The organism is Bacillus sp. SORGH_AS_0510, assembly GCF_030818775.1.
Classification (GTDB): domain Bacteria; phylum Bacillota; class Bacilli; order Bacillales; family Cytobacillaceae; genus Neobacillus.
Window position 1 is genome coordinate 1516415 of the sequence record NZ_JAUTAU010000001.1, and the last position, 25792, is coordinate 1542206.

Here is a 25792-nt window from a genome sequence, read left to right on the forward strand (position 1 = left end):
CCAAATTATTTTTTGCTTACTTTTGATGCGATCTCAGTGTTGACCAGTGTTTTATGGTTCACCTCTTTTGGAAGCTCGCCAGCTTCTTTCATAATGTCTTGGAGATTGTTCCACTCGTCTTCGTCAAGGATAGGATCAGTGGCAAAGGAACCTTGACTCTTATATCGTTCAACAACGGTTTTCATAATCTCAAAATCAGTATCAGGGAAATATGGTTCTACAGCTTTGGCGATTTCTTCTGCACTATGGGATTCGACCCATTGCTGTGCTTTGTAAATGGCTCTCGTGAATTTTTCAATAGTACTCTTGTGTTCTTTCAGATAGCTCTCTTTGGTCATAAACGTTGTATATGGTACATGGCCAGATTCTTTACCGAAGGATGCGACAATATGCCCTTTTCCTTCTTTTTCAAAGATGCTTGCCGTTGGCTCAAATAATTGAACAAATTCGCCTGTGCCAGAGGCAAATGCATTTGCAATATTGGCAAAATCGATGTTTTGGATAAGATTTAAATCCTTATGCGGATCAATTCCATGATTTTTAAGAACGAATTCACCAACCATTTGAGGCATACCGCCTTTACGTTGGCCTAAGAATGTTTTCCCTTTTAATAGATCCCATGAGAAATTATCAATCTTATCTCTTGAAACGAGGAAGGTACCATCTGTCTGAGTAAGTTGCGCAAAGTTTATGACCGGATCATTGGCACCTTGAGCGTACACATAAATGGAAGTTTCAGAGCCAACCAGTGCCACATCTGCTCCACCGGAAAGTAAGGCAGTCATAGTCTTGTCACCACCAGCAGTGGTTGCAAGCGAAACGTCTAATCCTTCCTCTTTGAAAAATCCTTTTGATAGGGCTACATATTGAGGCGCATAGAAAATGGACCGGGTTACTTCTGCAATACGCACTTTTTCTAATTTCTTCGGTTCATTCGTGGAATCGTTATTACAAGCAGCTAATGAAAACATAAGTATACCGATGAGAAGAAAGGAGAAACTGAATTTTAACCATTTTTTCATATAAAGAACCTCCTTGTTTCCATAAAAAATATGGGCTAATTGCCTAACATATCGTATGAAATTGAAGAAAATATGTGAATGCCTAGGAACAAATTATTTTTAAATGTATAAGGGAAGAATGATAATGAACAAAAACAATGGAATCATACTCGAGACTACCCGCTTTCCATCTCCCAATCCTAAGGTGAAATTAAAACTTATCACCTACCTTTCTGATGGCTTAAGAGTCAAGGGGATGCTGGCTGAGCCGATGGAAGAAGGAGTATATGATGGGCTTCTTTATTTGCGTGGAGGAATAAAAAATGTAGGGAAGGTGAGGCCGGCCCGGATCGCCCAGTTTGCTGCAGAGGGTTTTATTGTCTTTGCACCTTTTTATCGGGGAAACCAAGGGGGAGAAGGAAATGAGGACTTCGCAGGCGAAGATAGGGAAGATGCTTTTTCGGCTTATCAGCTTTTAAAGTCGCTTCAGAAGATTCGCCAAGTCCATATCTTTGGATTTTCACGCGGCGGGGTCATGGCTCTAATGACAGGAATTCAATTTCCTGATGCAGCATCTGTTGTTACCTGGGGTGGTGTAAGTGATATGTCACTTACCTATATGGAACGGTTAGATTTACGTAAAATGATGAAAAGGGTTATTGGTGGAACCCCCGATAAATATCCGGATCGATATGATGTGAGGACCCCTCTATATCAGTTAGAGCAGCTGACTTCGCCTGTTCTTATCATACATGGTGTAAAGGATCATAATGTCTCAGTTGAGCATGCTTATCGTTTAGAGAGACGCCTGAAGGCATTACATAAACCGGTAGAGTGCTGGTATTTCGATCGGTTTACGCATTATTTTCCACCGGAAGTGAATAGAAAAGTCGTCGAAGATGCTACAAATTGGATGAAAAAACAAAGCGAATGATGATAAAATATAGGTAATACAAGCAGAGGAGCGGATTAATATGGGTATGCCCCTTGAGTTAAATACGATGATTGTAACAAAAGGAAGAGAGAAAAGAGTCGAGGAGAATCTCTTTGTACTAGAAAAAGAAGGGTATAGACTCTATCCAATTGACATTCCCATTGATGTGAGAAAAACGATGGACAGTGATTCGAGCGGAACAGCGGTTATAAAAAAAGTAGAGTGGCAGCAAGGTAATACAACCCTTACATATCAATTAGTATCATTAAACTCAACGAATTAAGCGGGTAATTCTTACCTGCTTTTTTTTTTGAAAAAAGTGTAAGAAAAACTTGGTAAATACGTCTTATAAGTAGTTAAACATCAATTGAATAGAGAGAAAGGGGGAATATGGTTGAAACAGTCTCATCAGATAGAAAAATGGTTTATTGAATATGAAAAAGATGTCACTAATTATCTTGTTTATTATACCGGTACGACTGATGTAGAAGACTTAGTTCAAGAGACTTTTTTACGGGCAATAAGAGCTCTAAGCCGTTTTAAAAATGAATCCAGCCCCAAAACTTGGTTGATATCCATTGCGCGAAATACAGCAATAGATTTTTATCGAAAGAAATCTGTCTGGAACAGATTGAAACTCGTCCTTGATGTCGAATCACCCAGGCTTCAAGAACAGGGGGCAGAGGAGAAAGTAGTCAAGAAAATGGAGTATATCCATTTGTATGAAGCGATTAATGCTTTAAAGCCAAACTACCGGGATGTCATTTTACTCAGAGGGATTTCCGAGTTGACTTCTAAGGAGGCCGGTCAGGTTCTCGGATGGACCGAAAGCAAAGTGAATGTGACTTTCTTTCGGGCTGTGAAAAAATTAAATGAGCGACTTAAGGAGGGGGAGCAGTTTGAGTCAATTATCGGATAAAGAATTACTTGAAGTGATGTCTAACTTTCGTAAGCATGAGTTACCCACGAGGAAAAGAGCAGAGATGTTACAAACTCTTAGTGAAGCGAGTAAGAGTAAGCCGCGTGAACCCTTTAATTTTCAGAGAGTTGCAGCCATGGCGGCTGTGTTTATTCTAGTACTCATAGCACCGATACTATATTTTTCAAGTAGTCAGGAAAATAGTGCAACTAGACCAGGAGAAAAATTGGATGCAATTAAGCCAGCTGAGCGTGGTACGGTGTTTGCATTAAAGGATGATAATGGAAATCCTATTTTTGCAGACAGTAATTTTGGCATACCTAACAAGGTAAGTTTGTTGGCACCAACGGAATGGATTGCCAAGGATACACGTTCTGTTGGTAAAATGATGATTTATTTATGGGGCAATTACGAGAAGGACTTCGCCAATAAGCCATTAAAAGTGGAAGCCGTTCATGTGAAAACTGGTGTAAAAGAGCACCTTGCGACAACTGTTATTTCAGGTGGGATGTATGGTTCCGATGCGCATGCCTTGACGAGCTTTGAACCATTTACACTTCCTGGTGTTTATAACCTAGAATTCTTTGCAGGGGATGAGAAGGTAGGAGAATTTTCTATCTATGTAAAAGAGCCTTACGTCAAAATAGGGAATGCAACCTTATTGGTCTCACAAGAAGATCTATATGCGGGCCTTTATGAGGATGCTGTGATGGAAGTAGAGGGTGACAATCTTCCACCTGAAATGGAGCTAGAGTTATTCCAATTAGAAACAGCGGAAGTAACAACGTTTACTTTTAAAGATAAAACAGAGTATACAAGAACGGATGGGAAGAGGATATCCCTTTATACAGGTGATTTCCAGCTGAAAAAAAGCGGCAAATATCGGATTTCCGTCCTCAAACAATCAGAAGCCATTGAGGTAAGAAAGCCCATATCAAATTGATATGGGCTTTTCATATTAAGCAATAGGTCCACCTTTTTCTTCGGTTTCAGGAGAAACATCCGTGAACTTTTTGAAGTTTTCTCGGAATTTCGCAGCTAGTTCTTTTGCTTTCTTTTCATATGCCTGTTGGTCGGACCAAGTTTTACTTGGCTGCAATACCTCATCAGGAACCCCGGCAATATGAAGTGGAATATTCAATCCAAAGATTTCATCCTTGGTTGTCTCGACATGGTTCAATTCACCTTCAAGTGCAGCTTGAACCATTGCTCTTGTATAGGAGAGCTTCATTCTGCTGCCTACGCCATACTCACCGCCGGTCCAACCGGTATTCACAAGAAATACGTTTGCATTGTGCTCAAGGATTTTTTCACCCAGCATATCAGCATAACGAGTAGCAGGAAGCGGTAAGAATGGTGCACCGAAGCAAGTTGAGAATGTTGCCTCAGGTGAGGTAACACCACGTTCTGTACCAGCAAGCTTAGAGGTATACCCGCTTAAGAAGTGATACATCGCTTGTTCCTTCGTTAATTTTGATATCGGAGGCAAGACCCCAAACGCGTCTGCAGTTAAGAAAACAATCGTATTCGGGTGACCCGCAATACTTGGCACGGCAATATTATCAATGGCATCGATTGGATATGCTGCCCTGGTATTCTCTGTTAACGTGCCATCATCGTAATCTGGAACCCTCGATTCTTTGTTAAGAGTGACATTTTCAAGCACCGTCCCAAAACGAATCGCATCAAAAATTTGTGGTTCTTTTTCCCTAGAAAGGTTGATGCACTTTGCATAGCAGCCTCCCTCGATATTAAAGACACCGTTAGAGGACCAACCGTGCTCATCGTCACCAATCAAACGGCGGTTTGGATCAGCGGATAAAGTCGTTTTACCAGTTCCGGATAGACCAAAGAATAAAGCAACATCTCCCTCAATACCCACATTCGCTGAGCAGTGCATGGAGAAAATATTGTTTTCGGGTAATAAATAATTCATGACTGAGAAAATAGACTTTTTCATTTCTCCTGCGTACTCTGTTCCACCAATAAGAACAATTCTGCGCTCGAAGGAAATAATGATAAAAGTCTCGGAATTAGTTCCGTCGACCTTAGGGTCTGCCTTGAAATTCGGTGCAGAAATCACCGTAAATCCTGGGTCATGTGAAAGCAATTCATCTTCTGTTGGTCGAATGAACAGCTGATGAACAAAGAGATTGTGCCAAGCGAATTCATTCACTACCTGGATTGGTAAGCGGGATTTTTTATCCGCTCCTGCAAATCCTTTAAAAACAAAAATTTCTTCTTGTTGTTTTAAATAATTTAAGACTTTTTGATAAAGTTTCGTAAATACTTCTTCAGATATAGGTTGATTCAACGAACCCCAAGCAATCTTATCCTTTGTGGATTCTTCCATCACAATGAATTTATCTTGAGGTGAGCGGCCTGTATATTTACCAGTTGAAACGCTTACAGCACCAGTCGAGGTTAAAGAACCTTCATTACGGCATAAGATCTTTTCTACTAACTGGGGAACTGATAATTGCACGTGGACATTACTTTCTGATAACAGTTGTTTTAATTCATTAGGACTATGAACAGAATTCATTTACTGCAACCTTCCTTTATCCATTTTTTAATGGTTGTAACATATTAAAAAGTATAACACATTCAATTGAATAATCTATACTAATTAATGAAAAATAGATAGTGAAGATTTAAATTAATTTTCCTTGAAAAATGCATTGACATTGTTCGACAGAGTAGGTTATGATTTACCCTTGAACGGATACTCTCTTATCCCGAGCTGGTGGAGGGACAGGCCCAATGAAACCCAGCAACCTGCAAACGAAAAGTGTGAGAGCGTAGTACACTACAATCAGCAATTTTTGGGCAAAGGTGCTAAACCTGAAGCAAGGCTTCGCCTTGAACGATAAGAGTGAAAGGCACGCAAACTTTTGCTATCAACCTTTCCTCAGAGATGGAAAGGTTTTTTATTTGTAAAAGGAAATCGTGCAACATTATCGCTTCTTTTTATTCCATCGTTAGAATTTACTATAGGGTTTTGAGCAAAATATTGTTCTACTAATAAAAACCCTGTATTTATTTCATACTACTAAGGGAATGAGTTCCGTATCAACCCGAGGTTAAACGGCAAGGTCATTACATACCCACACAGATAACCTCACTTATTTCACTATATAGGAGGAATTCAGATGTCAACAAAACGTCGTTTGTTCACTTCTGAATCAGTAACTGAAGGTCATCCCGATAAGATCTGTGACCAAATTTCTGATTCCATTTTAGATGCTATTTTAGCAAAAGATGCTAATGCACGTGTTGCTGCTGAAACTTCAGTTACAACTGGTTTAGTTTTAGTTGCTGGCGAAATCACAACTTCAACTTACGTGGACATTCCAAAAATTGTTCGTGAAACAATTAAAAGCATTGGTTACAATCGTGCAAAATACGGATTTGACTCCGAAACATGTGCAGTTTTAACTTCTATCGATGAACAGTCTCCAGACATCGCGATGGGTGTTGACCAAGCACTTGAAGCTCGTGAAGGCCAAATGTCAGATGAGCAAATTGAAGCAATTGGTGCAGGGGACCAAGGTTTAATGTTTGGTTTCGCATGTAATGAAACAAAGGAGCTTATGCCGCTTCCAATTTCACTTGCGCACAAGCTTGCACGCCGTTTAACAGAAGTTCGTAAAGAAGAGATTCTTCCTTACCTTCGTCCAGACGGAAAAACACAAGTAACAGTTGAGTACGATGAGAACGACAAACCAGTTCGTATTGATACAATCGTTATCTCCACTCAACACCACCCAGAGGTTACATTGGAGCAAATCCAACGTAATCTTAAAGAGTATGTTATCAATCCGGTTGTTCCACAAGAACTTATCGATGAAAATACAAAATACTTCATTAACCCAACTGGCCGTTTCGTAATTGGCGGACCACAAGGGGATGCTGGTTTAACAGGCCGTAAAATCATTGTTGATACTTACGGTGGCTATGCACGTCACGGCGGTGGCGCATTCTCTGGTAAGGATCCTACAAAGGTTGACCGTTCTGCAGCGTATGCAGCACGTTACGTAGCAAAGAATATCGTTGCTGCTGGACTTGCTGAGAAATGTGAAGTACAGCTTGCTTATGCTATCGGTGTAGCAAGACCTGTTTCTATCTCTGTAGATACATTTGGTACAGGTAAAGTAAGTGAAGATGTATTAGTTGAATTAGTAGAACAAAACTTTGATCTACGTCCAGCTGGTATCATTAACATGTTGAACCTTCGCCGCCCAATTTACAAGCAAACAGCTGCTTACGGACATTTTGGCCGTACAGATGTGGATCTTCCTTGGGAACGTACTGATAAAGCAGACGCTTTAAAAGAGCAAGCAGCAAATCGTTAATAGTATTCGCCACCGGGCGAAATGACCCTAAATAGGGGAGTTGCATTAATTGTAACTCCCTTTTTTATTTTTTCGTCTAATAGGTTGTTCCTTATTGCATTCCTGGAATAAAATGTTTAAGTAGGTCAAAAGAAGTGAAAAATGATGGTACGAAAATTACCTATAAGTTCACAGTGTTATTTAAATAAAAAAGTGGTAGTATTAGAGAGATGTTTTTTTACAAAGATGTTTAATTAAGATTGGAGTAGGTGAGGTACATAATGTGTGGTTTTATTGGTTGTGTACACGACAAAACACAAAACTATAGCGACGAACAAAAACAACAATTTAAAAATATGAATGATATCATTACCCATCGTGGTCCAGATGATGATGGTTTCTATTATGATGAACATATTCAATTTGGCTTTCGCCGCTTAAGTATTATTGATATTGAGAGCGGACATCAGCCGTTAACGTATGAAAACGAACGCTACTGGATTATCTTTAATGGTGAAGTGTACAACTATGTTGAACTTCGTGAAGAACTATTAAAAGAAGGTCTATCATTTGCAACTAGCTCAGATACAGAGGTTATTATAGCTCTGTACAGTCATTTAAAAGAAAAAGCGGTTGAAAAGCTGCGCGGAATGTTTGCTTTTGTCATTTGGGATAAACAAGAACAAAGATTATTTGGGGCACGTGACCCGTTCGGCATCAAACCCTTCTTCTATTTAGAAGATGGTGAGCAAACCTTCTTTGCTTCAGAAAAGAAAAGTATTTTACTGGCGCTTGAAAATGATGTATTGGATTATGATTCTGTACAGCATTATTTAACGTACCAATTTGTACCTGAACCGAATACTATGTCACAGGGTATTAAGAAGCTTGAACCTGGTCACTATTTCACTAAGAAGATAGGTGCACCAATGGATATTAAGCGCTACTGGAAGGCTCATTTTAGCCCTATTCAAAAATCTGAAGCGGATTTTACGAAAGAAATTCGTGATATTTTATTCGATTCTGTTGAGAAACATATGCGAAGCGATGTACCGGTTGGTTCCTTCTTGTCGGGTGGGATCGATTCTTCTATTATTGCTTCGATTGCAAAAGAGTTTCATCCGGCGATTAAAACCTTTTCCGTTGGTTTTGAACACAATGGCTTCAGTGAAATTGATGTGGCTAAAGAAACTGCGGAAAAATTGGGTGTAGAAAATATCAGCTATGTGATTACCCCAGAGGAATATATGAATGAAATACCGAAGATTATGTGGCATATGGATGATCCGCTTGCCGATCCTGCATGTGTACCTCTTTATTTCGTCGCACGTGAAGCTAGAAAGCATGTAACCGTTGTTCTTTCGGGTGAAGGGGCGGATGAGTTATTTGGCGGTTATAACATTTACCGGGAACCGCAGGATTTAGAAATCTTCAATAAAATTCCTCGAGTAGGAAAAGTTCTTCTTAAAGGTATTGCTAATATTATGCCTGAAGGAACGAAAGGCAAGAGCTTCATTGAACGTGGTGTGACACCAATGGAGGAGCGTTATATTGGGAATGCCAAAATGTTCACAGAAGAAGAAAAGCGTGATTTACTGAACGTCTACCATGAAGGATTAAAATATACAGATGTAACAAAACCTTTATATGCTGAGTCTAGAGGCTACGATCCGGTTGATCGCATGCAGTATATTGATATCCATACTTGGATGCGCGGCGATATTCTTCTAAAAGCAGATAAAATGACAATGGCTCATTCATTAGAGCTTCGGGTTCCTTTCTTAGATAAGGCTGTATTTGAGGTTGCATCGAAAATTCCAACAAGCCTTAAAACAGCAAATGGGACAACAAAGTATATCCTGCGTAAGGCAGCTGAAGGTGTTGTTCCAGAGCATGTTCTTAACCGTAAGAAGCTCGGGTTCCCTGTTCCAATTCGTCATTGGTTAAAAAATGAGATGAACGAATGGGCGAAAAAAATAATTCGTGAAAGTAACACGGATCATTTAATCAACAAAGCATATGTCTTAAGATTACTTGAAGACCATTGCCAAGGAAAAGCGGACAACAGCCGAAAAATTTGGACGGTTCTCATGTTTATGGTATGGCATCAAGTGTATGTTGAAGACGTGTATTCCTTTCAACGTGACTTTGCACAAGGGAAAGTGTTAGAATCACTAAAAAACTAAAATAGCAGAAGCTGACTCAAATGATAAATTTGAGTCAGCTTCTTTTTATGTTCTGTTAAACTAGTCTATTGATTCATCTCAATAAGTTTTGCTTTCCGCAGGCGGTTATTAGAGCTATGTTCGTATTATCGCGCCAACCTCTCCATGTGAAATCGCTCTACGTGACCCAAAGGGGTATGAGAAAGAGAAACCGGACACGTAGAAGCGGTCTATGTGATCCAAAGGGGTATGAGAAAGAGAAACCGGACACGTAGAAGCGGTCTACGAGCCCGAAATAGTCAAGAGACAGAGGGACCGGTCGCGTAGAAGCGGTCTACGTGCCCCAAAGGGTTATGAGAAGGGGAAACCGGTCACATAGAAGCGGTCTACGTGCCCCAGTAGGCTCAAGAAGGGGAAACTGGTTACATAGAAGCGGTCTACGTGACCCAAATGGGTTAGAGAACGAAGAAAAGGTCACGTAGAAAAAATCAACGTGACCAAAACAGGTCCAGTGCTAAGCGCATAATAGCTACTATGCCCAAAATATCGCTAAACAATTATTGAGTGTAAAAATCATGACTGTAAGGACTTATAATATTGGGCCTTTTCTGCATATTCTGTATAGATTCTAGTCATATCTTTTTTATCTTCTTCAGTTAATTCCCTAATAACTTTAGCGGGTCTGCCAAATGCTAAAGTATTAGGAGGAATTTTCTTGCCTTGCGGGACGAGACTTCCAGCACCAATAAAGGCGCCTTCACCAATTTCTGCTTGGTCGAGGATAATGGAGCCCATCCCAATTAAAGCTCTTTTTCTAATGATGCAGCTGTGAAGGATGACCTGGTGGCCAATGGTTACTTCATCTTCTAAAATTAGCGGGTTATTAGGACTTTGGTGTAAGATAGAGTTATCTTGGATGTTTACCTTATTACCGATTCTAGTCGGGGCAACGTCGCCCCTGATCACTGAGTTAAACCAAACACTTGACTCCTCACCAATTTCAACATCGCCAGTTATCGTTACATAATCGGCAATAAACGCTGACTCAGCGATTAATGGATACTTATTTTTATAAGGGTAAATCATTCTGTTCGCTCCTTTTTTACAATATATTTCTATTGTAACAGAATTTCAAAAAATTCATCTTTTTCATGGTGTGTAGTAAAATAGACTTTTCAATAATGGCTATCTAATTTTTTTAGGGGGAAAAAATATGTGGAAGTGGGAAGCTGAAGGGGAGGCAAAAGCTGTCATTGTGATGGTTCATGGTGCGATGGAACATCACCGCCGCTATGGCTGGCTGATTGAAATGTGGCGTTCATCGGGCTTTCATGTCATTATGGCTGATCTTCCAGGTCAGGGTATGACAACGAGGGCGAACCGTGGCCATATCGATTCCTTCGATGAATATATTTATGAAGTAAAGGATTGGATCCAAGCGGCATACCGTTATGATTTGCCTGTATTTTTATTAGGCCATAGCATGGGAGGATTAATTTCGCTCCGCTTATTACAAGAGGAAAGACTGAACCTTGCCGGTGTCATTCTGTCATCACCTTGCTTGGGATTGGTTCACACCCCATCTAAATTACTAGAGGTATTATCACACGGATTAAACGTGGTCTTTCCCACATTACGGATTAATTCAGGTTTAACGGTCCAAATGGCGACTAGAAACGAAGATGTCCGTGAAGCAGACTCCAATGACACTCTATACGTGACGAAAGTTTCTGTTAGATGGTATAGAGAGTTGGCAGCTGCGATCAAACAAGCATTCTTAAACATTGATCAAACACAAGATATTCCCATGCTAGTTATGCAAGGCGGGGATGACTTGATTGTGAATAAAGCTACTGTTAAGGATTGGTTCAATCATGCACCATTATCCGAAAAGAGATTTAAGGAATGGCCGAAATGCTATCATGAAATCTTTAATGAACCAGAACGTGAAGAAGTCTTTGAATATGCAAAGGATTTTGTTAACAGTCAATTAAAAGCGATTGGTTATATTGTATAGAAAGGTAGATGATTTCCATGATGCCAATCACCCTCATGTCCAGGGTTTATCGCAAAGTTCTTCCAGCTGTCCATCAAGAATTGGCTTATTGGAAAAGCCGGGCAGAGAAAATCCCCAACCCTGAATTAAGGGCACAGGCTCTTGCGAGTATTGAACATAAAACTTTTCATTGTGAAGGTGGGGCCATCCTAGCTCTTACCGCCAAAGAGGAGTCTAAAAAGGCAATAAAATTCATCGTTGCTTATCAAACAATCAGTGATTATCTAGATAACCTTTGTGATAGAAGTACTTCTCTTGATCCTGCTGACTTTGCTGCACTGCATGAATCCATGTCCGATGCCTTGGTTTTACACGTTGATGAGAAAAATTATTACCGCTTTCGTGAAGATCAAGACGACGATCAATATTTACACGATCTTTCTGAAACGTGCCGGTCAGTCTTAAGGGATTTAGAGCACTATGACAAGATTAAAGACTATCTTCTCGAATTGTGCCAGTATTATTGTGATTTGCAAATCAATAAACATGTTGTTCATGACGAACGTGTCCCACGCCTCGAAAAATGGTTCCATCATTATCAACAGCAGCTGCCAGAAATGGAATGGTATGAATTTTCGGCATGTTCGGGTTCCACATTGGGGATTTTTTGTTTAGTTTCGTATGCCATGCGCGACGATTTCAACGCTAGTGATGCAGAGAGTATTCGAAAAGGGTATTTCCCATATATTCAGGGCTTACATATCTTATTGGATTATTTTATCGATCAAGAAGAAGATAGAGCAGGAGGGGACTTGAATTTTTGTGCTTACTACGAAAATCAGGAAACCCTATTTAATCGTCTAACCCATTTTGTAAAAGAAGCGGACAGACATACAGAATTCCTGCCACATAAAAGATTTCACCAGCTGATCAATCGTGGCCTGCTTGGAATTTATTTGTCCGATTCGAAAGTCCGAAAACAAAAAAATGTCCGAAGACTGGCAAGAGGAATTATCAAATCAGGAGGATGGATTAGCTATTTCTTTTATTTTAATGGACTTGCCTACCGTTCCATTCAAAAATCTGTACCATCCTTTGTTGTGAGATTAATGACGAAGTAAAAAAGAGGATGACGTGTCATCCTCTTTTAACGCTTTTCAATAGCTACAATAAACGGCGGGTTATTTTGTTGATTGATAAATTGATATTGAAGGACATGCGCTTTTTTTTGATCTAGATCATGACAATAATGGAGCAAGGAGTCACGTTCAACTGCACCTTCCATATGTCCATGGTAAATGACGAGAACAATGATTCCTTCTGGTGGCATGATATCCAGCAACTGTTCAATCGCTGAAATGGTTGTTTCAGGACGAGTTACAACGGATTTATCGCTTCCTGGTAAATAACCTAAATTAAAAATAGCCCCAGTAACCTTGCCATGATGGTTCGGTGGTATGAGTTTGGAAAGTGTTTCATGACCTTCATGAAACATCTTTACTCGATCAGAAAGTCCATGCTGATCTACTCGCTCCTTACTTGCAGCAATAGCCTCCTCTTGAACATCAAATCCGTAGACTCTTCCGCTTTCTCCCACAAGGCCGGCTAAAAATACAGTGTCATGGCCATTGCCTAAGGTAGCATCTACTACAATATCTCCAGGTTTTACAGCTTTCTCAAGTAAATTTCTTGCAAACGGAAGAATACGCTCCATTTTCATTTATAATACCTCCGGTTGCCCTTTAAAAAATTTCCCTTGCCAGCTGTCTCTGTTTTTCATTTCCGCATTTATGCTATTTAAGACTTCCCACTTATTCACACTCCACATAGGTCCAACCATTAAATCAATTGGTCCATCACCTGTGATCCGGTGAACAATCATTTCCGGCGATAAAATTTCTAATTGGTCACATACTAATTTTACATAGTCTTCTTTGGAAAGGAATTCGAGCATACCCTTTTCGTACTGTTTTACCATCGGTGTGCCCTTTAAAAGATGAAGCAAGTGAATCTTAATCCCTTGTACATCAAGCTTTGCTACTTCACGAGCCGTTTCCATCATCATGTCATATGACTCAAGTGGCAAACCATTAATAATATGAGAGCAAACACGGATTCCGTGCTTCCTTAGCTTATTGACTCCGTCGATATAACATTGAAAATCATGAGCCCGGTTAATGAGCAGGGCTGTTCGTTCATGGACTGTCTGTAAACCAAGCTCAACCCATAAATAAGTTCTCTGATTTAATTCGGCTAAATATTCCACGACATCATCAGGAAGACAGTCTGGACGGGTTGCGATAGATAGTCCTACGACACCTTCTTGCTGTAAGACTCGTTCGAACTTGTCTCGGAGAACAGAGACGGGTGCGTGCGTATTGGTATAGGCTTGGAAATAAGCCATATACTTTCCATCTTTCCACTTCGTATGCATTTTCTCTTTGATTTCAATGAATTGCTTCTCCAGGTCATCTGCACGATTTCCAGCAAAATCCCCTGATCCTGCCGCACTGCAAAAAGTACAACCGCCATGAGCAACAGTACCATCTCGGTTCGGGCAGTCAAAGCCTCCATCTAAGGCAACTTTGAACACCTTATGTCCGAAATGGTTCCTGAGATGGTAATTCCATGTATGGTACCGCTTGTCATCAATAGCATATGGAAAAGGTTTGGTCTGATTCAAATCAGTAAACCTCCTTGTTAATTAAAATTTCCACCCAATAAAATGAATAAGATAGAGAAATTTTATCATGAACAATAGAGCATATCCAATTGAAATTCTTGCATACTAATTGGCAACATTTATCATACCACTTGTGTTATAGGAAAAAGAAACGGGAACAAAATAAGAAATGAAGCAGTTTGCTTCAAAGAAGAAGGGGGTTGGGTTTTTAGATGGCTACTCGTGAATCAATGGATAATCTAATGCAGCAATGTGAGGATGCAATCCGATATGCTGAAGGTCAGTATAAGGATAGCAGCCTCCAAGAGCATTATAATGACGATGATTACACAAAAGCATTACAATCGCTGGAAGAAACCTATCAAGATATTGCTAAAATGGCCCATAGTGCAAATTCGCAGCAGCGTGAACAACTCCATCGAATGAGATTGCAGCTTCAACAGCTACAAAACTCAATGATTTTAGAAAGACATTAAGAGGGGGAGACACTTTTGAAAAAACGTTCAAAACAACAAAACCCTGAACAAAAAACTCGTAATGGAGTAAATAACCAAGACGTTGAATTTGGTCAGGACTTTGATGTAGTTAAACAATCAAAAAAGAAGTATGAAAAAACTGGCGGTCAGCCTGTAAAGTCTAAATTCCACCAAGAAAAAGAACAATCCTCCTAAAAATATTAGAAGAGGCAGACAAAAAAGTCTGCCTCTTCTTTTTATAAAAAAGACCCTCTAGATCCTTTATGGTATAAATTTTTCAACGAAAACAACTTGAAAATAGAAGAAAAATCCCGTTCACACATTAGAAACAACTCCAATTTGTTATGTGATGTACGTCACAGATTGGGTGTGAAATAACATGGTTTAAATAAGGTGGGGTTAAAGTACATCAGTATTTTAATGCCGTAGAAAAGGAGAAAAGCTTGACTATGGGAGGTGAAGAAATGTTTAAAAGGCTTTCAAAGATCAACAAAAAGTTTTTATTCGTAATCGTACTTCTAATAGGTGTGCTGTTATCACTCACAACAGTAAAAACCATGGCATACCTGGATTCACCCGGCTTCTGTCAAAATTGTCATACGATGAAAAATGTCTACACATCGTTCATGGATTCCACGCATGCCGAACTACAGTGTAACGACTGTCATTTACCACACAAGAGTGAGGTAGGAAAGCTATTTTTTAAGGGTCGTGCTGGGATGACTCATGTATATTACAACACAGTAGGAACTGATGATATTCCAAATGTCATTGAGGCTACAGACCGAACGATGAAAGTTATCAATGAAAACTGTATAACGTGTCACAAGAGTACGATTACCAATGTATCACATGACGCAAAAGATAGCTGTGTCTCCTGTCACAAAACCGTACCACATGGGAAAGGCTTTAAAGATGATCACTATAATAAGCCACCTAAATCAGGAGAATTATTAGAAAATAAGGGAGGATTTTAAGAATGGGAAGATTCCGTTATGGGGCATATCTTTTCCTGCTGGCATTTTTATTGATAATCACTGGCTGCAGCAATGATTCCAGTGAAAAAACAGCTTCAGCAGCCGGGAAAAAGACGACAGGCCTCTCAGCCGCTGAAATTAGTAACGAAGCATTTAAAGACTTATTTCCGCTTCAATATAACAGTTATAAGAAAAATGAGAAGATGGAAGATACAACTTACGGCGGTTCTGTTAAACGCAGTAAGTATGAAGAAGATAAAGAGCCATTGCTGCCGATTCTGTTTAATGGATACGGATTCGCAACCGAGTACAATGAAGAGCGGGGACATACCTATGCCTTAGAAGATATCCGCAATATTAAACGGATTACGGATAAATCTGTTGGTTCTTGTTATACATGTAAATCAACGGCCGTTCCAAAGATGATTAAGGAAATGGGCGACAGCTATTGGGGGGCTAACTTTAATAAGGATATTTGGCCAAAGGGCGAAGCGCTGGGTCATTCACCAATCGGCTGCTCTGATTGCCATGATCCAAAAACAATGGATTTACGCGTAACACGTCCAAGCTTTTTTAAAGCGTTAGAGGCAAAGGGAGTAGACGTTTCAAATCCAACTAAAAATGACATGCGAAGTTATGTTTGTGGACAATGCCATGTGGAGTACTACTTCGCATCTAAAAATAGTGAAGTAACCTTCCCTTGGACTAAAGGCTTTAAGCCGGAAGAAATTTATGAATACTATAATACGATTGCGAAACGAAATGGGTTTGAAAAGGATTGGGTCAGTAATATTTCAGGTACACCAATGTTAAAAGCACAGCACCCTGAATATGAAACACACTCATCAGGCACGCATGGCAAAGCAAACGTTTCCTGTGCAGATTGCCATATGCCCTATGAACGTGTCGATGGAAAAAGAAAAATTACCTCACACTGGTGGACATCTCCACTTAAAACAATGCAAACCTCTTGCGGTCAATGTCACGGTGACCGTGATTTAGATAAGTTAAAAGATCGTGTTCTTGAAATTCAAGAGGCAAATGTCAGTGCGTTACACGAGGCACAGGATGTTTCAACCACTTCTCACTATTATGTAAACAAAATGATTACATCTGGTGTAAGCAATGAGAAGATTAAACAAGCACAGGAATATGTGCGTCAAGGACAATGGTACTGGGATATTATCGCAGCAGAAAATTCATCAGGCTTCCATAACCCACAGGGGTCGATGGATTCATTGCGGATCTCAATTGAACAGTCCAATAAAGCAATTCGCCTTGCGACTGAAGAGCTTGTGAAAAAAGGCGTGAACATGGATGAACTGGATAAGGAAATTGAAAAAGTAAAGAAAGCCGTATTAGAGGAAAAAGTAAATGAGAAGAAAAAGGATAAGGCAGTAAATAGTTACTTCCCTGCCCAAGCACCTGTGGTACCACCTGTAAAAAAATAGACTCCTTCCAAATTAAACTTATTCGTCCCGCCAAGAAGGAATAAGAATGGAAAGAGCCTTAGGTAACGTTGTAGAAAGCACTGTTTCTTCATTGGAAACAGTGTTTTCTTGCGTTTATTTTGTCAAATTAAGTGGTAAGTGTCAATTTTAGAATTCTAATTTATTGGTTGGCGGAATAAATTACAAAGTTGGCGGAATTCCATACAAAGTTGGCGGAATAAACTGCAAAATCGGCGGAATTCCATACAAAGCTGGCGGAATAAATCGCAAGTTTGGCGGAATTAACTAAAACTCCATAAATTGACTTGAAATGAAGCAAACATTTACCTGGAGCTGGCAATGAAAAATATTGCACTTCCTCCGAAAAAGGAATAATATAATTCTTTGGGAATTGAATCAGCTTATTGTAAAGGAGCGTTTTTCATGCCACGAGCCTTATGGCTTTTAATCATTGGGATGGCAGTGAATGTAACAGGCTCTTCTTTTTTATGGCCTTTAAATACAATTTATATTCACGATCATTTAGGTAAATCATTATCCGTTGCTGGAGTTGTCTTGATGCTGAACTCGGCAGCAAGTGTCATTGGAAATCTGTATGGCGGCAGTCTATTTGATAAAATAGGTGGCTATAAATCTATTATATTGGGAATAGGTATTACGCTCGTTGCTCTAGTTGGCTTGACATTCTGGCATGGCTGGCCAGCATATATAGTGTTTTTAACCATCATCGGTTTTGGGTCTGGGGTAGTTTTTCCGGCCATGTATGCGATGGCGGGAACCGTTTGGGTCGAGGGCGGACGCAAAGCCTTTAATGCCATTTATGTAGCACAAAATTTGGGGGTAGCCGTAGGTGCGGCTCTTGGAGGGATTGTGGCAGATTATTCTTTCCAACTCATCTTCCTTGCCAATACAATTATGTATATCATTTTTCTTTTCATAGCTGTATTCGGCTATAAAGGAATTGCTACAGCTTCAGCTAAGCCAATACCAAGTGACACAGAAGGACCAGTAATAAAAAACAGAAACAATTTGCGAGCTTTATTAATCCTGTGCTTAGGGTATTTACTTTGCTGGGTTGCATATGTTCAATGGTCAACAACGATTTCATCTTATACACAGGAAATCAACATTTCCCTAAGCCAGTATAGCTTGTTATGGACAATAAATGGTGCCATTATCGTCTTAGGGCAGCCGCTGTTAAATGGAGTTATGAAGCGTCTTTCTGCCTCATTGAAGCTTCAAATCCTCATCGGTATTGGCATTTTTATTGTTTCGTTCATTGTGGCAGGAAAGGCAAATGCTTTTTCTGGTTTCTTAGTTGCGATGATTATCTTAACAATAGGGGAAATGTTTATCTGGCCTGCTGTACCAACTGTTGCCTTTAACCTAGCTCCAAAAGGACGAGAAGGCTTCTATCAAGGAATCGTTAACAGCACTGCTACAGGTGGAAGAATGGTTGGCCCTCTATTAGGAGGAATAATCGTAGACTATTACGATATTTCAGCTTTATTCCTCGTCCTAATTGGATTATTTATCATGGCCATCATCACCACTTTACTCTATGACCGTAGCATAAAAACAGTGGTGTCAGGCACCATCCGTGGACAAATGTAGGAATTTGTCCATTCCACATGGACAGTGAGGCAAAGGGTTATTTTCCTTTGTCTTTTTTGTTTAAAACTCAAGCTATTGGTCTATTATGAAATTAGGCTATTTGTTTACTTGCATACTTATGATAAATTTAATACAATAACCGTAATACTTCATATTGAAAAGACAGTGACTAGGAGTAGTAGTGGTCCATACCCGTATTTAGAGAGTTGGCGGCTGGTGAAAGTCAACCGGGTACATCATGAACTCGCCTTTGAGTTGCAAGCATGAAGGAATAGTAATGCTTGCCGTATTCCGCGTTAAGGATGAATGAAGTGAGTGCATGAGCACTAATGTGGGTGGTACCGCGGGAAGATACATACAATCCTCTCGTCCCTTTTGGGGATGAGGGGATTTTTTTATGCTTTGGCTTTGTTAATGAACTTTGTTTATTTTTACAACCTGTTGATTGGAGCGGAAATCAACAGGATAGTTAACAGAGCCTATTTTTTACTAGGAGGAAACAGACATGAGTTTCGATCATCAACAAATCGAAAAGAAGTGGCAACAGAAATGGGAAGTAGAAAAAACATTTAAAACAAGTGAAGAGTATGATAAACGCAAATTCTACGCGTTAGATATGTTTCCATATCCATCAGGTGCCGGTCTACACGTGGGACACCCAGAAGGGTACACTGCAACCGATATTCTTTCACGCTTAAAGCGGATGCAAGGCTATAATGTCCTTCACCCAATGGGCTGGGATGCGTTTGGTTTACCAGCAGAACAATACGCATTGGATACAGGTAACGATCCGGCTGAATTTACAGCGAAAAATATTGATACGTTCCGTCGTCAAATCAAAGCATTAGGTTTCTCCTACGATTGGGACCGTGAAGTAAACACAACAGATCCTGAATACTATAAGTGGACACAGTGGATCTTCTTAAAGCTTTACGAAAAGGGGTTAGCCTATATTGATGAAGTAGCTGTAAACTGGTGCCCGGCACTTGGTACCGTTTTGGCAAACGAAGAAGTAATTGATGGAAAGAGTGAACGTGGAGGACATCCAGTTGAACGCCGCCCAATGAAACAGTGGATGTTAAAAATCACAGCTTATGGCGACCGTTTATTAGAAGACCTTGAAGAACTTGATTGGCCTGAAAGCTTAAAAGAAATGCAGCGCAACTGGATTGGGCGCTCAGAAGGGGCAGAAGTAAACTTCCAAATTGATGGACACAGCGAAACGTTTACGGTCTTCACAACTCGTCCAGATACATTATTCGGTGCAACCTATGCGGTTCTAGCCCCAGAGCATTCCTTTGTTGATAAAATCACTACAGATGAACAGCGTGCGGCTGTAGAAGCGTACCTTGATAAGGTAAAAACAAAGAGTGACCTTGAGCGTACAGATCTTGCCAAGGAAAAAACGGGTGTCTTCACTGGTGCCTATGCGATCAACCCAGCAAATGGTGAGAAAATGCCAATCTGGATCGCGGATTATGTACTAGTAAGCTACGGAACTGGTGCAATCATGGCAGTCCCTGCACATGACGAGCGTGATTTTGAATTTGCGAAAGAATTTAATTTACCAATCAAACCAGTAGTAGCTGGCGGCGATGTCGAGAAAGAAGCGTACACTGGTGACGGTGAACATATCAATTCTGAGTTCTTAAATGGTTTAAACAAAGAAGAAGCCATTTCAAAAATGATTGCTTGGTTAGAAGAAAAAGGAATTGGAACCAAGAAAGTAACTTTCCGTTTACGTGACTGGTTGTTCAGCCGTCAGCGGTACTGGGGTGAGCCGATTCCAATTATCCACTGGGAAGATGGCACAATGTCGGCTGTTCCGGAAGATCAGCTTCCATTGACATTACCAAAAACAACAGATATCAAACCTTCCGGTACAGGAGAATCACCATTAGCTAACATTGAGGATTGGGTAAATGTGGTTGATCCTGAAACAGGTAAAAAGGGTCGCCGTGAAACAAATACCATGCCACAATGGGCAGGCAGCTGCTGGTATTACTTACGTTATATTGATCCGAAAAATGACCAGGCACTAGCTTCCCAAGAGAAATTAAATCACTGGCTTCCTGTTGATATCTACATTGGTGGTGCAGAGCATGCCGTGCTTCACTTACTTTATGCCCGCTTCTGGCATAAGTTCTTGTATGATATCGGTGTAGTGCCAACTAAAGAACCATTCCAAAAGCTATTTAACCAAGGAATGATTTTAGGCGAGAACAATGAAAAGATGAGTAAATCAAAAGGTAATGTTGTAAATCCTGATGATATTGTAACTAGCCATGGTGCAGATACACTTCGTTTATACGAAATGTTTATGGGACCTCTTGATGCGTCCATTGCATGGTCAACTAATGGTTTAGACGGCTCCCGTCGTTTCCTTGATCGTATTTGGCGTTTGATGATTGAAGAAAATGGTGAGGTAAATCCAAAAATCCAGCCAAATGAAGAAGCTTCTAATTTGGAAAAAGTGTATCATCAAACAGTGAAAAAGGTTACAGAGGATTACGAAGGCTTACGTTTCAATACAGCGATATCCCAAATGATGGTATTCATTAATGAAGCGTATAAAGCAACTGTGCTTCCAAAGGAATACATGGAAGGCTTCGTCAAAATGCTAGCACCTGTAGCCCCACACATTGCTGAAGAGCTTTGGGAAAAGCTTGGTCATAGTGGAACCATTTCCTATGAAGCGTGGCCAGCATATGATGAAGCGAAGTTAGTGGATGATGAAGTAGAAATTGTTATCCAGGTAAATGGTAAGGTAAAGACAAAGCTTATGGTACCAACCGATGCAAGTAAGGAAGCTTTAGAAGGAATTGCGATGGAAGATGATCGAGTAAAAGAGCAGATCGAAGGAAAAACCATTCGCAAGGTGATTACTGTTCCGGGTAAACTTGTAAACATTGTAGCAAACTAAATTTAATAAAGGGGCTGCCTCCATATTGAAAGGGGAAGCCTCTTTACTCTTAAAAAGGGGATGGATTTCATGGAAGAAATTAAAGTCATTACACCTGAAGAATTACAGAAGAAGTTGGAAGCAGGGGAAAAGCTTGAGCTTGTAGATGTAAGGGAAGATGAAGAAGTAGCCGGAGGAATGATTCCAGGGGCAAAGCATATTCGAATGGGCGATATTCCTGCTACCCTTGACTACTTTGATAAGGATAAAGAGTATATTTTTATCTGCCGCTCCAGTGCCCGCAGCGGAAATGTCTGTCACTATTTACAGGAACAAGGCTATAAGGTCCGTAACATGGTTGGCGGAATGCTGAACTGGACAGGTGAAACAAATAAATAACCGGAAAAAACCGATTCTCCTTATGAATCGGTTTTTTTATATCATTGATAGGTTTCGAGACTAGACTTATTCCTCCATAGCATGCCTCCTAATACAAGAAATGGTAGCAAATTAATGGCTAAAACCATCACACCTTGGAAATCTGTACCAATGAAAAGTCCATGCAGGGTGACCAATATATAGAGGATCGGGTTCAAAGCGTGGAGTTTGCGCCACTTTTGATAACCAATCTTTTTCCGTGCCTTTGACGTTATAACCGTCATGAGTAAAAAATACAACGAAACAGTGCCCAGGGCCATTGGAAGAGGCTTATAGTCAGTGGTAAATGGAGTTAGTATTTCAATCCACTGGAAGGAAAGATAGGAGTCTATGAGTAAGAACCCTACATGACCCAAGACAAGAATCAATGCCCAATTCGATAGCGCCTCATGCAAAAACAAGGAAATGGTTACTTTGTGTTTCCGCTTTTTTTGTACTTGTGAATACAGACCAATCACAACAGATAGGTATAGTAATAGATAGGACACGGTCCCTGTCGCACGAATCATATACCATTCAAACAACTCCATGTTGTTCTCCCCCTTTCCAAATTTCTCTCATTTTATTAATTAATACGGCTTTCGAGTCTTTTGTCTTAATCCACTCCCGGCCTTTTTCTTCCCCTAAAAGAAGAACAGTTTTTGCCCATACATCCGCTTCTAACGCAGAAGGAGCGGTTATAGTGGCAGAAACAATATGACTCTCAGATGGTTTTCCCGTATGTGTATCTATGAGATGGTGCTTCCACTCCCCGTTAACGAGCCACTTTCTTTTCATGGAAGTGGATGTTGCCACAGCCCCGTTTGTCACCTGAATAGAGGATAGTATCTGTTTTTCATCGAAGGGACTTTCAATTCCGATATTCAATGCACGAGGCAGTTCTCCGAAAATACGGATATCTCCACCGACATTTATAAATCCATAACCCGTCCTTTCCAAGAGTTCAGAAGCACGGTCGATCACCCAGCCCTTAGCAATTCCACCTAAATCAATGGTAGAAAGGAGAACGACTGACTGCTTCCTTATATTTAACGTAAATGGAAGGGAGAGGGAGGGAACGTTTGTTGAAAGGTCATGTACTATTACTTCCTGCCCTTTTATATATTCAATCGATCTAGAGTAACCGCTGGTTTCAAGAGCTGACAATACACTAGGGTTGAAAATACCTTCTGTTTCCTTATAGAAACGATCTGCTTCCTTGAGAATTGCAAATATTTCGTTAGAGACAGGTATATCCTTTCCTACCTGTTGATTTATCCTAGATAATTCACTATCTTCACGAAACCGGCTGCAGGTATTCTCAATGGATTCAAATAGTTTATAAATGGGCATCATGTCATTCGCAAACATTTCATGACTAATAGAAATCTGAACGATTGTACTCATAGAGTTGAAACGATAGGTATACATCAGGTTCCACCTGTGGTTGTATCAAAGCCGCCATGGCGACCCATCACAGGACTATCATTATTTGAGAACTGATCCTGCTGATTACTATTATCAAAGAATTGGTCATCATCCGTTGGATATTGATTGCTATCATCAAAACTATTAGTATCCTGGTCATTTTGATTAAATTGCGATGAACGATCTCTTCCAAAAGAATGACGAAATCCTTGCTCGGGCCTTTGTGTTTGAGTATTAGATGGATCCTCTGATTGCTGATTAGAATTATCGATAGAAGGTCCTTGATTTACAGCGATTTGGCTGTCATCTTTGTTTCCATTTGAAAGTCCTAGATAGGAAACCATCCCAGCGACTAAAGCTAAGCTCCCAAAGCTGACTCCCCAAGAGATTTTTTGTTTTTTATCCAACTTTAGTGCTCCTTTCATCTTTCGTTTACCTTACAAATTGAAGTTTACAAGTTAAACCTTAAATAAAACTTAATTTTTTTAGGTATTCAATTTTTAAAATTCTGAAAAAAGGTGAATAATGGTAGTAAAAAACGAAAGGGAGAGTAACCGTGATTCAAGTAAAGTTATTTGACCGGGAGCATGAGAAGGATTTAGAAAAGGAGATGAATCGTTTTTTAAGAGGAATCGATGAAAAGAGTCTCTTAGATATAAAGTATAATGTCGCTGCAATGACAGAGGACGAAGAGGACGACCAAATTTATTGTTTTTCTGCAATGATTATCTATCGATCTTAATAAGAAAAGCGGAAGCGCCTTGTTCAGCCCCGACAGGCAAATGTTCTTCGGCAAGAAAAGTCGCTCTTTGACTTTACTTGCCGAAGGCTATTTGACCCGAGCTGTAACAATCATCGCTTTATCAAGCCATGATTGTTACAAGATAATCAAGGTAGATTATTCAGGGGGAAAACTGGCTAGGCGCTGAAGCTGAACAATTCTCGAAGTCGATTTTATCCTTTTTATATAATTTAAAAAAGAACCCTTTAGTGAATTTTCGTTTCACTAATAGGATTCTTTTTCTTTTACCAGATAGGCTGAAAATTAGATTTTGCGAAGAGAGCGGCGTTGGTTCCTGCAAGCCTTCCCGTTACAAGGGCTGAAGTGATATTATATCCCCCTGTATATCCATGAATATCAAGGATTTCTCCGCAAAAATACATACCGCTCATTAGTTTTGAGCCCATGGTCTGTGGCTCGATTTCTTTCACAGAAACACCGCCACCCGTGACAAATGCTTTTTCAAGCGGCAGTGTACCATTCACCTTAATGTGAAATTGCTTACAGTTATTAGAAAAACTTCTGATTCTATCATTAGAAATAGTACCACCCTGCTCAGAAGGATCAATGCTATTTTGTTCTAATAAAAATAATAAATATCGTTCAGGAAGCATTCCTTTTAATGTATTTTTTATGCTTTTCTTCGGTTCACTTTTTACTAGCTTCACGATTTCTTGAAAAATTTCTTCTTCTTTTTTATCAGGTAAGGCATCCAGACTCATGGTAACCTCTTTTAAATTCCATTTCTTCATCGCTTTGACGACAAACTGACTGCAACGCAGTACTGCTGGACCGCTAATGCCAAAGTGCGTGAACAGCATGTCCATCCGATGGGAGATAATCGGTTTGCCTTTTGGATTTAAGACGCTCAAGTCAATGTCCCTTAACGATAAACCTTGTAGTGTTTTATTTTTGATAAAAGGTTCGCTTGACGTGACAGGGACTTCTGTAGGGAACAGCTCAGTAATCGTGTGACCTGCTTTTTCAGCCCAGGCGTACCCGTCCCCAGTGGAGCCTGTATGTGGCACCGATTTTCCACCAACAGCAATCACAATAGACTTGGCTGATATGTTTTGTCCATCCTTTAATAAGACTGACGATACTTGCCCGTCTTGGTAGATAAGATCTTTGACAGGGCTGTTCTTGAATACTTTAACGTTAAGCTTGTCTAACTGCTGTAAAAGTGCATCAACAACGGATTGTGCTTTATCAGAAACAGGGAACATACGTCCATGGTCTTCTTCCTTCAATTCGATTCCTAGTTTTTCAAAGAAAGCAATAATATCTTCATTGCTAAAGATAGAGAAAGCACTGTATAAAAACTTTCCATTTCCAGGTAAGTGTTTAATAATTTCTTCAACAGGGAGGCGGTTTGTTACATTGCAGCGTCCGCCACCAGAAATAGCAAGTTTTCTACCAAGCTTTTCACCTTTATCTATTAAAAGTACTTTTGCGCCTTTTTCACCGGCAGCAATGGCAGCCATTAAACCAGATGGCCCTCCGCCAATGACGATGACATCATATACCATATTTCCACCAACTTTATATTCTTCTTAGATTTCATGTCACTTCATTATAAACATTTCTAGCTGAAATAAAACAAATCAAGAGGATTTTCATAAAATTAACTTGATTTGTTAGTAGCATCGAAGGGAAAAGAGTTGTAAACTACTAATAGTGTGCAAAAAAGTAGATAGTTACTTTGTGAAGAAAC

The 25792-nt window shown here is 40.0% G+C and carries 25 protein-coding genes, 1 riboswitch and 1 other annotated feature; of the genes, 16 read left to right on the plus strand and 9 right to left on the minus strand.

What is annotated here, in order from left to right; genetic code table 11:
• Nucleotides 1-5 precede the first annotated feature (5 nt).
• Complete coding sequence (locus QE429_RS07720) at nt 6-1022, minus strand: ABC transporter substrate-binding protein (RefSeq protein ID WP_307285927.1); 1017 nt, start codon at nt 1020-1022, stop codon at nt 6-8.
• Nucleotides 1023-1146: 124 nt separating this feature from the next.
• On the opposite strand from QE429_RS07720, the gene QE429_RS07725 reads away from it, so the two are divergent.
• The 4 genes from QE429_RS07725 to QE429_RS07740 all read left to right on the plus strand — a co-directional run bounded on the left by QE429_RS07725 (nt 1147) and on the right by QE429_RS07740 (nt 3797).
• On the plus strand, nt 1147-1935 hold the full coding sequence (locus QE429_RS07725; RefSeq protein ID WP_307285929.1) for an alpha/beta hydrolase family protein: 789 nt from the start codon (nt 1147-1149) through the stop codon (nt 1933-1935).
• A 40-nt stretch (nt 1936-1975) separates the two neighbouring features.
• The gene (locus tag QE429_RS07730; RefSeq protein WP_307285932.1) at nt 1976-2218 is read left to right on the plus strand and encodes a DUF2584 domain-containing protein; all 243 of its coding nucleotides are present in this window, start codon (nt 1976-1978) and stop codon (nt 2216-2218) included.
• A 111-nt stretch (nt 2219-2329) separates the two neighbouring features.
• Entirely contained in the window at nt 2330-2854 is a 525-nt protein-coding gene (locus QE429_RS07735; RefSeq protein WP_307285934.1) for an RNA polymerase sigma factor, read from the plus strand.
• On the plus strand, nt 2835-3797 hold the full coding sequence (locus QE429_RS07740) for a hypothetical protein (protein ID WP_307285936.1): 963 nt from the start codon (nt 2835-2837) through the stop codon (nt 3795-3797). The genes QE429_RS07735 and QE429_RS07740 overlap by 20 nt, the downstream gene beginning before the upstream one ends.
• A gap of 15 nt (nt 3798-3812) precedes the next feature.
• On the opposite strand, the gene pckA is transcribed toward QE429_RS07740, so the two are convergent.
• Nucleotides 3813-5399 carry a phosphoenolpyruvate carboxykinase (ATP) gene (gene pckA, locus QE429_RS07745; RefSeq protein ID WP_307285938.1) on the minus strand — a complete coding sequence of 529 codons (1587 nt, stop codon included), beginning with the start codon at nt 5397-5399 and terminating at the stop codon, nt 3813-3815.
• A 185-nt stretch (nt 5400-5584) separates the two neighbouring features.
• Nucleotides 5585-5730, plus strand: a riboswitch (SAM riboswitch).
• Between the two features lie 276 nt (nt 5731-6006).
• Between pckA and metK the strand changes: the two genes are divergently transcribed.
• Both metK and asnB read left to right on the plus strand, forming a co-directional pair.
• A complete protein-coding gene (metK, locus tag QE429_RS07750) occupies nt 6007-7209 on the plus strand; it encodes a methionine adenosyltransferase (RefSeq protein ID WP_307285941.1) in 1203 nt (400 codons plus the stop codon).
• A gap of 260 nt (nt 7210-7469) precedes the next feature.
• On the plus strand, nt 7470-9374 hold the full coding sequence (gene asnB / locus QE429_RS07755; protein WP_307285943.1) for an asparagine synthase (glutamine-hydrolyzing): 1905 nt from the start codon (nt 7470-7472) through the stop codon (nt 9372-9374).
• A 552-nt stretch (nt 9375-9926) separates the two neighbouring features.
• On the opposite strand, the gene QE429_RS07760 is transcribed toward asnB, so the two are convergent.
• Nucleotides 9927-10439 carry a gamma carbonic anhydrase gene (locus QE429_RS07760; protein WP_307285946.1) on the minus strand — a complete coding sequence of 171 codons (513 nt, stop codon included), beginning with the start codon at nt 10437-10439 and terminating at the stop codon, nt 9927-9929.
• A 127-nt stretch (nt 10440-10566) separates the two neighbouring features.
• Between QE429_RS07760 and QE429_RS07765 the strand changes: the two genes are divergently transcribed.
• Nucleotides 10567-11370, plus strand: a complete 804-nt coding sequence (locus tag QE429_RS07765; RefSeq protein WP_307285949.1) for an alpha/beta hydrolase — start codon at nt 10567-10569, stop codon at nt 11368-11370.
• 8 nt (nt 11371-11378) lie between these two features.
• Nucleotides 11379-12470: a tetraprenyl-beta-curcumene synthase family protein gene (locus QE429_RS07770; protein WP_307285952.1), complete on the plus strand. Its 1092-nt coding sequence runs from the start codon at nt 11379-11381 to the stop codon at nt 12468-12470.
• A 26-nt stretch (nt 12471-12496) separates the two neighbouring features.
• Here the strand turns inward: QE429_RS07770 and mnmM are convergent, their stop codons facing one another.
• Nucleotides 12497-13069: a tRNA 5-(aminomethyl)-2-thiouridylate-methyltransferase MnmM gene (gene mnmM / locus QE429_RS07775; RefSeq protein WP_307285955.1), complete on the minus strand. Its 573-nt coding sequence runs from the start codon at nt 13067-13069 to the stop codon at nt 12497-12499.
• A complete protein-coding gene (gene mnmL, locus QE429_RS07780) occupies nt 13070-14032 on the minus strand; it encodes a tRNA modification radical SAM protein MnmL/YtqA (RefSeq protein WP_307285957.1) in 963 nt (320 codons plus the stop codon).
• Nucleotides 14033-14244: 212 nt separating this feature from the next.
• Here mnmL and QE429_RS07785 point away from each other — a divergent pair, with 212 nt between their 5' ends.
• From QE429_RS07785 to QE429_RS07815, 7 genes are all read left to right on the plus strand, one after another.
• A complete protein-coding gene (locus QE429_RS07785; protein ID WP_307285960.1) occupies nt 14245-14508 on the plus strand; it encodes a YtzC family protein in 264 nt (87 codons plus the stop codon).
• 15 nt (nt 14509-14523) lie between these two features.
• Nucleotides 14524-14703, plus strand: coding sequence for a glycogen biosynthesis protein GlgD (locus QE429_RS07790; RefSeq protein ID WP_307285963.1), 180 nt, complete (start codon nt 14524-14526; stop codon nt 14701-14703).
• A gap of 269 nt (nt 14704-14972) precedes the next feature.
• The gene (locus QE429_RS07795) at nt 14973-15485 is read left to right on the plus strand and encodes a NapC/NirT family cytochrome c (protein WP_307285965.1); all 513 of its coding nucleotides are present in this window, start codon (nt 14973-14975) and stop codon (nt 15483-15485) included.
• 2 nt (nt 15486-15487) lie between these two features.
• On the plus strand, nt 15488-16936 hold the full coding sequence (locus QE429_RS07800) for an ammonia-forming cytochrome c nitrite reductase subunit c552 (RefSeq protein WP_307285969.1): 1449 nt from the start codon (nt 15488-15490) through the stop codon (nt 16934-16936).
• A 423-nt stretch (nt 16937-17359) separates the two neighbouring features.
• Entirely contained in the window at nt 17360-18550 is a 1191-nt protein-coding gene (locus tag QE429_RS07805) for an MDR family MFS transporter (protein ID WP_307285972.1), read from the plus strand.
• Between the two features lie 156 nt (nt 18551-18706).
• Nucleotides 18707-18927: a binding site (T-box leader), on the plus strand.
• 128 nt (nt 18928-19055) lie between these two features.
• The gene (gene leuS / locus QE429_RS07810; RefSeq protein ID WP_307285974.1) at nt 19056-21473 is read left to right on the plus strand and encodes a leucine--tRNA ligase; all 2418 of its coding nucleotides are present in this window, start codon (nt 19056-19058) and stop codon (nt 21471-21473) included.
• 69 nt (nt 21474-21542) lie between these two features.
• Nucleotides 21543-21851, plus strand: a complete 309-nt coding sequence (locus QE429_RS07815; RefSeq protein WP_307285976.1) for a rhodanese-like domain-containing protein — start codon at nt 21543-21545, stop codon at nt 21849-21851.
• A 41-nt stretch (nt 21852-21892) separates the two neighbouring features.
• Here the strand turns inward: QE429_RS07815 and QE429_RS07820 are convergent, their stop codons facing one another.
• The 3 genes from QE429_RS07820 to QE429_RS07830 are packed head-to-tail and all read right to left on the minus strand — an operon-like array spanning nt 21893 to nt 23704.
• A complete protein-coding gene (locus QE429_RS07820; protein ID WP_307285979.1) occupies nt 21893-22420 on the minus strand; it encodes a ferric reductase-like transmembrane domain-containing protein in 528 nt (175 codons plus the stop codon).
• Entirely contained in the window at nt 22407-23300 is an 894-nt protein-coding gene (locus QE429_RS07825) for an FAD:protein FMN transferase (protein WP_307285981.1), read from the minus strand. The genes QE429_RS07820 and QE429_RS07825 overlap by 14 nt, the downstream gene beginning before the upstream one ends.
• On the minus strand, nt 23300-23704 hold the full coding sequence (locus QE429_RS07830) for a hypothetical protein (RefSeq protein ID WP_307285984.1): 405 nt from the start codon (nt 23702-23704) through the stop codon (nt 23300-23302). Before QE429_RS07830 ends, QE429_RS07825 begins: the two co-directional genes overlap by 1 nt.
• A 149-nt stretch (nt 23705-23853) precedes the next feature.
• Between QE429_RS07830 and QE429_RS07835 the strand changes: the two genes are divergently transcribed.
• Nucleotides 23854-24039 carry a sporulation protein Cse60 gene (locus QE429_RS07835; protein ID WP_307285986.1) on the plus strand — a complete coding sequence of 62 codons (186 nt, stop codon included), beginning with the start codon at nt 23854-23856 and terminating at the stop codon, nt 24037-24039.
• Nucleotides 24040-24323: 284 nt separating this feature from the next.
• On the opposite strand, the gene QE429_RS07840 is transcribed toward QE429_RS07835, so the two are convergent.
• Nucleotides 24324-25607, minus strand: coding sequence for a BaiN/RdsA family NAD(P)/FAD-dependent oxidoreductase (locus QE429_RS07840; RefSeq protein WP_307285988.1), 1284 nt, complete (start codon nt 25605-25607; stop codon nt 24324-24326).
• Nucleotides 25608-25792: the final 185 nt, after the last annotated feature.